The sequence below is a fragment of the Methylophaga sp. UBA2513 genome (assembly GCF_002341285.1).
Taxonomy (GTDB): Bacteria; Pseudomonadota; Gammaproteobacteria; order Nitrosococcales; family Methylophagaceae; genus Methylophaga; species Methylophaga marina.
In genome coordinates this window covers 237,526-250,383 of record NZ_DDNT01000014.1, presented here as the reverse complement: position 1 = coordinate 250,383, position 12,858 = coordinate 237,526, and the positions used below count along the sequence as shown (strand labels likewise).

Here is a 12,858-nt window from a genome sequence, read left to right as displayed (position 1 = left end):
TATGTCACTGCCACAGCGTCACTGTTGGATCATACAAGGCGATATCGAATGGCTTTATCAGCAGGCATACGCTTTGTACCAGTCTGTGTCGTCATCAAGCTGTTTTTGGTTAAGTGATGCTGAGCACACCAATCAGACAGTGCATGTTAAACAGGCTCACCAGCATTTAGGGCAAGAGTGTGAGTTATTACTTTTTGAGGTAAGCAATAAGTTTGATGCCGATGCCTTCGGCGCAGTCGTTGGCTGTGTCAAAGCTGGTGGCACTGTCGTTATTTTATTAAACAGTACATTATCATCGACCCGATGGTTGAGACGATTTCTTCGAACTGCAACTGACTTTCCAGCAATTCAACAATTCCATCAGCCGCAGTCTTTACCCTCTATATCCAAATTACACGCTAAGAATATAACCACCACTATTATCGAGCCCACACAAGAGCAAGAGCAGGCGATAGCGTTGGTTCAGAGGGTAGTCACGGGGCATCGCCGTCGCCCGTTAGTGTTAACAGCGGATCGTGGTCGGGGGAAAAGTGCCTTATTGGGTATGGCTGCCGCTGAGTTGCTCAAAGCTGGAAAACAACATGTCCTGGTCACAGCACCAAGCCCGGCTAATATCCAGACGTTACTCTTTCATGCCCATCAGCAATTACCATCAAGTAAGTTAAGTGCAACGTCAGTGACATGGCAGGATGCCATGATTGAATTTATGGCACCAGATGCCATTTTACAGGCACAACCGACTACTGATTTATTGATCATCGATGAAGCTGCTGCTATCCCAGCTAATATGTTGGAGCAATACCTGATTCAATATTCGCGTTTGGTGTTCAGCTCAACTATCCATGGTTATGAAGGCACCGGGCGAGGGTTTGCTTTACGGTTTTATAAAACACTGGATAAGTTAGCACCGGACTGGCGAGCTTTAAGCCTACAACAGCCTATTCGCTGGGGTGAGGGAGATATCGTTGAGCAGTTCTGTTTTGCGGCTTTATTACTGGATGCTGAGCCGATTGATAGCCAAGAGATTGACGCTGCAACCTTAAATGAGCTGAACTATGTTCAGCTTGAACAAGGGCAGTTATTAAATGATGAAAGCCTGCTCAGGCAAGTCTTCGGTTTAATGGCTTTGGCGCATTATCGTACACGACCTTCTGATTTACATATGTTATTGGACCAGCCTGATATACGAATAGGTGTTTTACGTTTTCAGGGTAAAGCCGTCGCCACACTGTGGACTATCGCCGAACCGCAGCTTGAGGACACGCTTGCTCAGGCTGTTTATGACGGTCAACGGCGGTTGAAGGGCCATTTGCTGCCACAATCTTTATTAGTGCATACGGGAATCATTGATGCGGCACAGTGTGACTATCAGCGTATTAGTCGTATAGCGGTACACCCTGACTTTCAGCAGAAAGGTTGGGGACAGTATTTATTAAAATGCGCTGTTGCCGAAATGACTGATGACACAGATGTGGTGGGAGTGAGTTTTGCGATGTCGGAGGATTTGTTACATTTCTGGCACAAAGCCGGATTTGAAACTGTTCGGCTGGGTCAACATCGTGATGAGGTGTCCGGCAGTTTATCGGTGATGATGTTAAAAGCATTGACGCCAAGGGGGCAGACCCTGGTTGATAAGGCCCGTAAAATATTATCTTGTCAGTGGTCGTTTTTATTAAGCAGACAATGGGATGAGCTGGATGCTGAGTCGGTAATTCAGATTAGCCAGACATTGCTTGATGACGAAACCTTCAGTATTGATGTGTTGCCGCAGATACAGAGTTTTGCATTCAAGCAGCGTCCTTATGAGTCCTCGGAGTGGGCATTATGGCAGTGGTTCAGGTCTCAACTATCCAGCCCAGGATTTGAACAGTTACATAAAGAGCAGCAACAATTATTGATTATGTTGATTCTGCAAGGTTTGCCATTTGATAAAGCGGCTAAGCAACTCAAACTATCTGGTCGAAAACAGATCATTACACAATTAAGAAAAGCGGTAAGTCAATTACTCGACTTCGAAGCAGATATTAGTTCATAAGCAGTTTGACTATCACCCCACCAACTAACCAGATACCTGATAAAGTAACAAGTGTATTCATTACTATTTTTCCAAGGGAAAGTGACGTTTGATGATGTTGGCCTGATTGTGACCGTTTCCAGTCATAAAAAAGATAGCTTGAAATAAGTAAAAAGCCAATATTTAAAAAGAAATTATAGTTGAGTTTGAAATGGTCTTGCTCAGCAGGTGATGACCAGTTTTCAGGATTAGGTAATACATCAAATAATTGAAAGCCATAATGAAGTAACAGTGATGTTATTACCAGGCAGATAAACAGCATCATAAGGATGAATAAGGCCATTTTCCAACCGTAATATTTGGCATTAATACGAAGTACTGGCAGAACGACCATATCAGAAAAAATAAAAGCCATCACACCAGCGAAGGCAACTCCTTGGCCGTATAAAACAGCAGCCAGAGGAATATTACCCATTGAGCCAATGAAAGTGAAAAAAGCAGCGATTGGACCCACTAATGTTTGTTGTAAGACTGACCAGAAGTCTGGATTGTCTGTGCCTGCGCCGATGAATAGCCATTTAAAAAAAGCATCAGGGACAAAAGCAGAGATGATACCGGCAACAGTAAAGCCAATTAGTACATCTTTCCATACCATTTGCCATTCCATGACATATTTCTGACTGATTTGTTGCCAGATATCTCGGCTGAATAGTTGTGACCATGCATGTCCATCAGACTCATTTGCCTGCATATCCTCAGATTGATTATCACGAGCCTGCTTTATCAGGGATTTAGGGTTGGTTAAGTAAATAAACAACCAAGCGATCAGAATTAATAAAATTGCGCCTAGGTATTCACCAATAACAAATTGCCAGCCTAGAAAAATGGCGATGACAAAACCCAGTTCAATAACCAGATTCGTTGAAGCCAGCATATAAGCCATAGAAGCGGCGAAAGTGGCGCCTTTTTGGAATAAGGCACGTGTGGTGGACAAAGCAGCAAAACTGCATGAGCTAGATATAAAGCCGAATAGTGTGCCTGTTGATATGGATTTAAGATCATCGCCTCCCATAAGCTTTCGCATTTCTTTTCGAGAGACCATGACTTGAATAATACTGCTGACGATGTAGCCAAATATAAATGCCCACAACGCCATCCAGAAAAAACCAAGACTGGTTAGAGAGGCTTCAGACCATTTTTCCAATAGTTGCAAAATAATCTCCCCTGGAAGGTATAAATCTACCGTATCAGGAGATGGAAATAAGGTAAACCTCGCCCGATGCTAGAACCTTAATGTTAAGCGGTGTGAGACTTTCCCCCCGGCAGGGGCCTGAAAAGCAGTAACCGTCTTCCAGTTGAAACAAAGCACCGTGAGTTGAACATTGGATATGGGTTCCTTCCAGCGACATAAACTGATCGGGTTGCCAGTTCAGTGGGATACCTAAATGAGGGCAAAAATTTAAATAAGCTCGCACCTCACCATCTTGTTTCAGTAAAAAACAGTCCAGTGTTTTATCGTCTTCCAGCTCAATGTTAAACCCCCGCGTTTGGTATTCCTTGAGCTCATTTTTATTACAAAGATAGATTTCTGTCATAACGGTAATAAATTCTCCAGTCCTTCCTGGCCACATTTTTTGCCTGCCAGGCGACAAGCAAACGAAAGTGTCTCTTCATCAGTTAGTTGTTTTATCATTCCAGAAATGATGCCGGCATTAAATGTATCTCCGGCGGCGAGCGTATCAATCACGTCGTTAGGAGGGACAGCTGGACTAAAAATGAGCACATCATGGTTTTTTAACCAAGCCCCCGTTTCACCCCAGGTACAAGTCATAAGACTCGGCAGGGATAAACTCTGAAGAAACAGCTCAGCGGAGTCATATCCCTGACTGAGCACATAAGGTTTAGAGAATAACAGTACATCTGCCAGAGGAAACAGTTTTTCTATACCTTCACGTGGTTTCTCTATTTCCAGAGAACAAGGTAAGTGTGGGTAATGTGTTTTTAACCATCGCAGCATTTTGTCGAGCTCATCGACATTTCTACCTTCAAAATGAATCCAGTCAAAGCCAGCCAGATCTTGTTGTGAAAAAAAGTGAAAATCCAGCTCGGGACAATCACGGTAGTGCACGATGGTGCGACTGCCTGTTGGCTTGCTCACCGTGATGTAAGAGGTCGGTAACTTACCTGTAGAGAGTTGCTTACAGAATCGATAGCTGATCTGATGAACGTCTAGATCTTGTTTAACAATAGTGGCATCGCTTTCGTCAATCAACACGCCAGACCAGGCGCATTGATGGCCTAACTGACTGAGAACGACCAGTGTATTTGTCGCATTTCCACCACGACGAATACTCTGGCTGATAGCTCTGATCTCATCATCTTCGTGAGGATAGCCGTTAACACGGTTGATGATATCTATGGTGGCGATACCGACAGCTAAAATATTTGCCATAAAGTGAAGCCGGCCCTTTAGGGCCGGTATCTGTGTTGATGGATTAGATGTTATCGAAAACAGCACCGACGGCATTGGTGATTTCATCAATATCACCTGTGCCAGGAATGGCGTGAAGCTTATGCTGTCTTTGATAGTAACCAATTAATGGCGCAGTCTGTTCTTCGTATACTTTCAGACGATTACCAATGGTTTCTTCATTATCATCAGCGCGCTGAAATAATTCGCCGCCACAGCTATCACATTGGTCTTCTTTTTTAGGTGGTGACAGGTGGATATTATAAATGGCACCACAGTCTTTACAGGTACGACGACCAGTTAAACGTTGCATTAACTCTTCAAAAGGAACGTCTAGTAACACAACACCCTGCAAAGGTTGGCCTAATTGCTCAAGCATGCTGTCTAAGGCTTCTGCCTGGGCAATATTGCGTGGGAACCCATCAAGAATATAACCATCTTGAGCATCTTCTTCTGATAAACGCTCGCGAATCAGACCGATAACAATATCATCCGATACCAGAGCACCCGCATCCATCGCGCTTTTGGCTTGTTTGCCTAACTCTGATCCCGCTTTTACTGCCGCACGCAGTAAATCACCCGTAGAGATTTGTGGAATATTGAATTTCTTTGATAACACAACGCCTTGTGTGCCTTTACCGGAGCCTGGGGCACCGAGAAGAACCGTTCTCATTGTTAGCCTCTTAAATAGATTAATTTTATGTTGAACTCTAATGCTCAGTCATCATAACGGATTCCAAACGCTGGATTTGTTTGGCAACCTGCCTGAGTAAATCCGGAATTTGGTATTCATTCAAGCCCAGCAAATCCCAAGCTGCTGGGTCTAGCGGAGGAACATGGCTGTCGCCACTATGTCCGAAGGGCACGGAAGATACCAAGATGTCGGCAATATGTACAACTGCTGCATCAATCAAGAACTCATCCGCATCGGAAGGAGAGTGGTGATAACGTGCGACTTCCTGAAGTGATTTTGGCAGACGCCAGGCTTTAGTCAGTGCTTCACCTACGTGAGTATGATCAAACCTCATTGCCCGCTGCTCGGCTTCAAAAATAATTTCATGGCCAAACTCAGCACTGTTAATCGCTTCACGCGCTAGTTCGGGGACTGTCTGATAAATAACCAAACTACCAATATTGTGAAGCAGGCCGGCAATAAAAAAACGCTCACTCGAACGTTGGCCACATTCTTCAGCCAACAGCTTGCTGGCAATCGCACTGGCAAAACTATGGCGCCAAAACTCATTCATATTGATCAATGAGGTAGGAATGCCTCTGAATGAATTCAGTACCGATGTCGCTAGAATTAGATTAGTCAGCTCACGTGTACCTATAATGGTGATGGCTCGCGAGATAGTATTTATTTGAGAGGGAAAGCCATAAAAAGGGCTGTTCACGATTTTTAACAGACGTGTTGCTAATGCCGGATCGGTATTAATGACCGCACTGATGTCATCGATACTACTATCGGGATCTTCCATTAGCTCATTGAGCTGTGTGTAAGTAGTGGGTGGTGAAACGAGTTCCAGTGATTTGTTGACCAGTGATTCAGCTGTGAGGCTCATGTTTGCTCCTCCTGCTCATTTTCCAAGTCTAACTGCATTTCATACAGTGCTTTCATGAGGGGGTGACTCAGATCAACATAGCGAAAGCGTTCATCACGCTCTCCGCGTTGGGCTTCGGTTAATTCAATGGTGTCTGCCATATTATTTCACACTCCATGATGCCTTCTCACTGACGAATTGAGAGATAGATGCGCCGAGCTTGCCTGCAAACTGATCAAGGTAGTTTGGACGCGGGGTGTAATCAACAATATCTTCTGCGCCCAGAATATCACGTGCCACAGTACTGGTGTTTGCTAAACCATCAATCAAACCAAGATCGAAAGCTTGCTCTCCCGACCAGAACAGTCCAGAGAATAAATCATCATTATTCGCCAATCTATCGCCACGACCTTCTTTTACTACGTCAATAAATTGTTGATGAATGGTGTCCAGCATATTGTGGGCATGTTCAAGATCCGCCTCTTTCATCGGCAGGAATGGGTCTAAGAATGCTTTGTGTTCACCAGCGGTTAAAGAACGTCTTTCGACACCTACCTTGTCAATTAAATCAGTAAAACCAAAACCATCCATTCTGACGCCAATTGAGCCGACTATACTGGCTTTATCTGCATAAATTTTGTCAGCTGCTACGGCGATGTAGTAACCGCCTGAGGCACAGACATCTTGAATAACAGCATAGACGGGAAAATCAGGGCGTGTTTTTTTGAGGCGCTGAATTTCATCATTGACGATACCTGACTGAACAGGGCTGCCGCCGGGGGTATTCATTCTCAGGATTAAACCTTTGGCTGATTGATCTTCAAAAGCGTTACGAATACCCGTAACAATACTGTCAGCATTCGCTTCGGATTCACTGGCGATAGGACCACTGATTTCAACCATGGCTGTGTGGGGGCCAGTAGCAGAAGATAATTGTTTGGGTGAGTAACTTAGAATCAGAAAGGCGATAAGATATAAAAAAATCAGGCCTTTAAAGACATATCCCCAGCGGCGTTTGTTACGCTGTTCTCTTATGGCTGCAAACGCCAAATCTCTCAGAACATTGCGTTCCCAAGTCTGATCTTCCTTGCTGTTGCTTGTATTTTCCGAATTATTATTAGGTGGGAAATCGCCAAATGTTGCCATGTTTATCTATCCTGAAAAAAACATAAGTATGCCATCATATCAAAACTCTGTGTCAGGACGAGCTAACCACTTCTCAACTTGATATAGATCATGAACAATGGCTCTGGGGTTCGCTGCTTTAAGAGTGAGTTCTGGGTGTGCACCATGAGTGATTCCGAGACTGTCAGCACCGGCATTATGGGCCATCATTAAGTCGAACTCTGTATCACCTATCATCAGCGTTTGGTCAGAAGTGACACCAGCATAATCCATCAGTTCCATCAGCATTTGTGGGTGTGGCTTTGAATGGCATTCATCAGCGCAGCGGGTTGATACAAACAAGTCACCCAACCCTGTTTGTTGGAGGGCTCTATCCAAGCCTCTACGACTTTTTCCTGTGGCCACGCCTAACAGAATATTTTGTTCATTAAGTCGACCTAGCAAGGCTTCAGCATGGGCAAAAAGCGGTGTTGACTCCGGCGTGTTTACCCAGGTTTGACGATAGCAGTCAGCTAATGCTGTCCAGGTTGCCGCATCAGCATCTGGATAGAGTGTTTGCACTGCTTCATGTAATCCCAGCCCGATAATATGGCTGACTTGCGTATCTGACAGTGGTTCTAAAGATAAGGTTGAAATAGCTCGGTGCATACAATGAGTGATGTGTGCCGTTGAATCCATCAAGGTGCCGTCCCAATCAAATACGATGAGCTGGTAGTCCATTATGCATGCTCCATGTGTGAAACAACGCTCACCAGGTTGTCTGGAAGAGGGGCCTCCAATAGAAGTGGCTCATTGCTGATGGGATGTCTGATACCCAGACGCCAAGCGTGAAGAAATAAGCGTTTCAGGCCATAGCTTTTCATGGTTTTATTGAATTCGCGATCGCCATATTTGTCATCACCTGCAACAGGGTGACCAGACCAGGCTGAATGGACACGTATCTGATGAGTTCTGCCAGTAAAGAGTTTGACCTCAGTCAGCTGGGCAAGGCCAAAAGCTTGTTTGGTGATAAATAAGGTTTTGGCTTTTTTTCCTGCAGAGTCGACTTTGACCATGCGTTCACCGGAAGAGACGGTATTTTTTTGAAGAGGTTGTTCGACGTAGAGTTCATCTTGCCTGATTTCACCTTTTAATAAGGTTAAATAACGTTTGTCGATTTCATCAGAAAGCATTTGTTGTTGTAGACTCAATAGACATTCACGAGTTTTTGCTATTAACAAACAACCTGATGTGTCACGATCGAGGCGGTGAACTAACTCGATAAATTCTAATTCAGGTTTTATCAGTCTGAAGGCTTCGATGACGCCCATTTGAATCTGAGTGCCTGCATGAACGGCCAGACCTGAGGGTTTATTCAACACCAGCATGGATTCGTCTTCAAAAATGATGCAAGCGAGTAACTGCTGTTTTAATGCGTCTGAAATCTCTGTTGGCTGATTTTTTTCAGATACCTGCAAGGGTGGCACACGAATAGAGTCACCAGCCTGGATTTTATAGGTTTGTTTAATACGGCCTTTATTGACACGCACTTCACCTTTCCGGATGGCACGATAGATCCGACTTTTTGGCACACCTTTTTCAAGTGTAAGCAAAAAATTATCGATACGCTGCCCAGCTTGAGATGCGCTTATTTCAATAAATTGTACTTTTTGTGACTGAGGTTTGTGAGCTGCCATAGAAATAGGTTAAATTTTGAGTTGCTGAGATGGCAATAGACTGCTATATTCGAACGTTGGTCCGTGCGTAAAATGAGGTCAGTATACCTACTTTTGTCCACGATGACTGAATTTTGCGTCGCGCCCTCGAAAAAGAGGTTGATGCGGCGCCCGGTAAACAAATATATATCTTCGCTGGACAGGGGTTCAGCGGGTGGGCTCATAGGGAGCCCTTGTAAGAATATCAGGTTCCCATGTCTTGATTGCCATCAAAACGAGTAGAAAGACGCATCAGACAGGACGACAATTAAGTAATTAATATAAACAAAAAATGGTTCAGATTTTAGGCTTGAAGGTAAGCTAAGAAACCAATGAAAGTTGCAGAACCTTATTGCAACCCGATGAAAGAAAAAGATGACTCATGTACGCCTTGATGGGATGGCGCATGAAAGAAACGATACGATAGACAATTAATTACTGAACAACAGACATCGTCGCTCTGTAAAGCCCGACTGGCTAACGCGTCCCCTACGATGGTGGGCGGCAGGATATGCGAACCTCAACATTGAGGTTAGTGCATGAAACGAATTTTAATCAACGCAACACATGAAGAAGAGTTGCGTGTGGCAATGGTCGATGGCCAACGCCTATTTGATCTGGATATTGATACCCCATCCAGAGAACAGAAAAAAGGTAACATCTATAAAGGAAAAATCACTCGAGTAGAGCCGAGCTTAGAAGCTGTTTTTGTTGATTATGGTGCAGAAAGACAAGGCTTTTTGCCACTGAAAGAAATTTCAAAAACGTACTTTAAAAAACGTGATGATTCTGATGACAACAATGGGCGTCTCAATGTTCAGGATGTGCTTTCTGTTGGTCAGGAATTAGTTGTCCAAATCGAAAAAGAAGAGCGTGGCAATAAAGGTGCGGCTCTGACAACTTTTATCAGCCTGGCTGGTCGTTATTTAGTTCTGATGCCCAACAGTCCTCGCGCAGGCGGTATTTCTCGTCGTATTGAAGGGGATGACCGTGCAGAGTTGCAAGAAGCTTTACGCTCCTTAGAAGTCCCTGAAGGCATGGGCATGATTGTACGAACTGCTGGTGTTGGAAAGCAGCCAGAAGAGTTACAGTGGGATCTTGAGTATCTTGTGCAGCTCTGGACAGCTATCGACGTGGCTGTCAAAGATCGCAATGCGCCATTTTTGGTTTACCAGGAAAGTAATATCATTATCCGTGCTTTACGTGATTACCTGCGTAAAGACATTGGTGAAATTCTGGTCGATTCACCTGAAGTGTATCAAACAGGCTATGACTTTATGCGCATGGTTATGCCGCATGAACTCAGTAAATTTAAACTCTATCAGGATAGAGTGCCGCTATTCACTCGTTATCAAGTTGAAAGCCAGATTGAGAGCGCTTTTCGACATGAAGTGCGTTTACCTTCCGGTGGCGCATTAGTTATCGATCCCACGGAAGCGTTGATCTCGATTGATGTTAACTCAGCACGCGCGAATAAAGGCGGTGATATAGAGGAAACAGCACTTAACACCAACCTGGAAGCTGCCGAAGAAATTGCACGTCAGTTAAGATTACGCGATCTGGGTGGTTTGGTCGTTATTGACTTTATCGATATGGGGCCTAGCCGTAATCAGCGCGAAGTTGAAAATCGCCTGCGTGAACATCTGAAAGCCGATCGTGCACGTGTTCAGGTTGGTCGGATATCTCGTTTCGGTTTGCTGGAAATGTCTCGCCAGCGTTTGCGTCCTGCTCTTGGTGACGCCCATCAGGAAATTTGCCCACGTTGTGCTGGTCTTGGCCATGTGCGTGGTGTGGAATCCTTGGGGCTGGCGGTATTACGCCTGATTGAGGAAGAAGCAACTAAGGATAAGGTCACGCAATTAATCGTTCAACTGCCTGTACCTGTTGCCACGTTCATTCTTAATGATAAACGCGAACAAGTCGATATTATTGAAAAGCGTCACGGTGTGAAAGTGGTGTTGATACCGAATCCACACCTTGAAACACCTCATTACGATATCGAACGTATCAAAGATGGCGGTGAGCGAAATGAAGTCAGTCACCAGCTTATCTCTCAACCAGAACAAGAGGTTCCGGTAGTATTACGCGATAAACCCGTCATGGAACAACCAGCAGTGAAGGGAATATCACCCGCAGCACCTGCACCGGTGATTGTTAAGGAAAAAGAGCCTGAACAAAAACCTAGCCTGCTGAAACGTTTGTTAAATGTGCTGACAGGAAAAAGTGAGCCAGAGAAGGAAGAAAAGCCTGTCGTGGATACAAAAAAAGAAAAAAGCTCACCAGAACAACGCACACAGAATCGTCGAGGACGTGGTCGTTCTAAGAATAATTCAGCAAATAATCAGAATCAGGAATCTGCTGATAATAATGAACGTAAAAAATCACGCCGTAGAAATGATAAAAATACGGACAATACTGAGCAGAAGAAGACTGAATCAGCAAATCCAGTAAAAGAAGAGGCTGCTTCAGACAATAATGATGATAAGCAGACGCGTAGCAGTAATGGTCGACGCTCACGTCGTGGAGGCCGTCGCCGTCGTCCTGCTCGCGCTGAAAATACATCACCTGAGAATAATAACTCAGCTGACACTCAGAAAGGCAACATTGCTCCACCGCCGCCACCTGAGGTTAATGGCAATGCCGTTCCTGAGCCTGAGCCAGAAGTGAATGGTAATGTGATTAAGGCAGAAAAAGAGCCCGAAGTGGATGGCAACAAAGTACCTGCCTCAAAACCACGCAGACCACGTTCGTCAGGCCCGACAAATAGACGTCGTCGTCCGAGTGATAAGGATAAAGCAGAAGCGGCTGCTGCTAATAATGCTTCTAGTAACGAGGATGCTGCAAAACCAGCTCACAAGCCAGAAGCGACAGATAAGCCTGTTGATAAAAAGGTAGAAAAACCAGCTGAGGAAAAAAAACCGGTGGTAGAAAAAAATTCGTCTTCGGATGATAATGGCTCTGAAAAGAAAAATAAGGCCAAATCTGAAGCGAGTGAGACGAATGCCACGCAAGAGTAATATTCCGCATGAAGAACTGCTGGCCTTAATTGGCCAGCAAGTTTCGTATCAACAACAACGTTGTGAGATTATTGAGTTGTTGGATGGCGCTGAATTAATCCTGCAAGTGCTCGAGTCGGGCCACAACATTCAGCCCAATCAATATGGCGAAGGACACCGACCGGTGCCAGTAACGTATACCCTACCTGTATTTGATGGTGAGGGAAATTTACACGCTGAGCTTATTGCCGCAGGTTTAGATAAGTTACTCTGCCAATAACTGCCTGACTTCAATTAAGTCTGCTTCTGTATCTACCCCATGTCCGGCACTGATAAGAGCTTCTGACATGTGGATTTTTTTCCCGTGGAATAATACTCGTAGCTGTTCCAATGATTCTTCCGTTTCAAGCAAACACGGCGCCATCCCTGCGTAGTTTTTTAAGAAGTGAGCGCGGTAACCATATAAGCCAATATGGCGATAATGAGGAAGTTCTGGTGGTAATTCCGTTTTGTGAAAGTGATCTCGCATCCACGGAATAGGAGCACGGCTAAAATATAAAGCATAGCCTTGACTGTCCATTACCACTTTGACCACATTAGGATCGAATACTTGTTTCTCTTGATGAATTCGACTAAATAACGAAGCCATATCTGCTTCTTTGTGTTGAGCCAAGTCTGCAGCAACCTGATTAATCAGTAAGGCAGGTAAACAAGGCTCATCACCTTGTACATTAATCACTATTTCCTCATCATTGAACTGGCGTTTTTCAACAACTTCGGCCAGTCTGTCTGTTCCGGAGCGATGAGTCTCCGCCGTCATACATACATCGGCATCAAAAGCGGTCACTGTGTCAGCAATACGTTCATCATCTGTTGCGATAATGACCTTGTCAGCATCACTCTCCAGAGCACGTTCATAGACATGTTGAATCATGGGTTTACCAGCAATATCTATTAGCGGTTTACCTGGCAGGCGACTTGATGCATAACGAGCTGGAATAATGATATTAAAGCTCAT

13 protein-coding genes are annotated in these 12,858 nt (G+C 44.6%); 3 read left to right on the top strand and 10 right to left on the bottom strand.

Going from position 1 to position 12,858, the window contains the following annotated elements; all coding sequences use genetic code 11:
• Position 1 precedes the first annotated feature (1 nt).
• The gene (locus B3V56_RS08995) at positions 2-2,035 is read left to right on the top strand and encodes a tRNA(Met) cytidine acetyltransferase TmcA (RefSeq protein ID WP_289283194.1); all 2,034 of its coding nucleotides are present in this window, start codon (positions 2-4) and stop codon (positions 2,033-2,035) included.
• Here the strand turns inward: B3V56_RS08995 and B3V56_RS08990 are convergent.
• Genes B3V56_RS08990 through B3V56_RS08950 form a run of 9 tightly spaced genes read right to left on the bottom strand, consistent with a single transcriptional unit; the run spans position 2,025 to position 8,826 of the window.
• Positions 2,025-3,227, bottom strand: a complete 1,203-nt coding sequence (locus tag B3V56_RS08990; protein WP_289243185.1) for a permease — start codon at positions 3,225-3,227, stop codon at positions 2,025-2,027. The two genes, B3V56_RS08995 and B3V56_RS08990, sit on opposite strands and share 11 nt — an antisense overlap.
• A gap of 34 nt (positions 3,228-3,261) precedes the next feature.
• Positions 3,262-3,609 (bottom strand): Rieske (2Fe-2S) protein, encoded by a 348-nt coding sequence (locus B3V56_RS08985; protein ID WP_289243186.1) that lies wholly within the window; start codon positions 3,607-3,609, stop codon positions 3,262-3,264.
• Positions 3,606-4,466 (bottom strand): PfkB family carbohydrate kinase, encoded by an 861-nt coding sequence (locus B3V56_RS08980; RefSeq protein WP_289243187.1) that lies wholly within the window; start codon positions 4,464-4,466, stop codon positions 3,606-3,608. The genes B3V56_RS08985 and B3V56_RS08980 overlap by 4 nt, the downstream gene beginning before the upstream one ends.
• Before the next feature lie 43 nt (positions 4,467-4,509).
• Positions 4,510-5,157, bottom strand: coding sequence for an adenylate kinase (locus tag B3V56_RS08975; protein ID WP_286303921.1), 648 nt, complete (start codon positions 5,155-5,157; stop codon positions 4,510-4,512).
• A 37-nt stretch (positions 5,158-5,194) separates the two neighbouring features.
• Positions 5,195-6,046: an HDOD domain-containing protein gene (locus tag B3V56_RS08970; RefSeq protein ID WP_289284188.1), complete on the bottom strand. Its 852-nt coding sequence runs from the start codon at positions 6,044-6,046 to the stop codon at positions 5,195-5,197.
• Positions 6,043-6,186, bottom strand: a complete 144-nt coding sequence (locus tag B3V56_RS08965; protein ID WP_289284187.1) for a hypothetical protein — start codon at positions 6,184-6,186, stop codon at positions 6,043-6,045. Before B3V56_RS08965 ends, B3V56_RS08970 begins: the two co-directional genes overlap by 4 nt.
• Before the next feature lies 1 nt (position 6,187).
• A complete protein-coding gene (locus B3V56_RS08960; RefSeq protein ID WP_289283196.1) occupies positions 6,188-7,171 on the bottom strand; it encodes a S49 family peptidase in 984 nt (327 codons plus the stop codon).
• Between the two features lie 39 nt (positions 7,172-7,210).
• Entirely contained in the window at positions 7,211-7,870 is a 660-nt protein-coding gene (locus B3V56_RS08955; RefSeq protein ID WP_289283197.1) for an HAD family hydrolase, read from the bottom strand.
• A complete protein-coding gene (locus tag B3V56_RS08950; RefSeq protein WP_289283198.1) occupies positions 7,870-8,826 on the bottom strand; it encodes an RluA family pseudouridine synthase in 957 nt (318 codons plus the stop codon). The genes B3V56_RS08955 and B3V56_RS08950 overlap by 1 nt, the downstream gene beginning before the upstream one ends.
• Positions 8,827-9,383: 557 nt before the next feature.
• On the opposite strand from B3V56_RS08950, the gene B3V56_RS08945 reads away from it, so the two are divergent.
• Positions 9,384-11,861 carry an Rne/Rng family ribonuclease gene (locus B3V56_RS08945; protein WP_289283199.1) on the top strand — a complete coding sequence of 826 codons (2,478 nt, stop codon included), beginning with the start codon at positions 9,384-9,386 and terminating at the stop codon, positions 11,859-11,861.
• Positions 11,845-12,120 (top strand): hypothetical protein, encoded by a 276-nt coding sequence (locus tag B3V56_RS08940; protein WP_286303929.1) that lies wholly within the window; start codon positions 11,845-11,847, stop codon positions 12,118-12,120. The genes B3V56_RS08945 and B3V56_RS08940 overlap by 17 nt, the downstream gene beginning before the upstream one ends.
• Here B3V56_RS08940 and kdsB read toward each other — a convergent pair.
• The gene (kdsB, locus tag B3V56_RS08935) at positions 12,106-12,858 is read right to left on the bottom strand and encodes a 3-deoxy-manno-octulosonate cytidylyltransferase (RefSeq protein WP_289283201.1); all 753 of its coding nucleotides are present in this window, start codon (positions 12,856-12,858) and stop codon (positions 12,106-12,108) included. The two genes, B3V56_RS08940 and kdsB, sit on opposite strands and share 15 nt — an antisense overlap.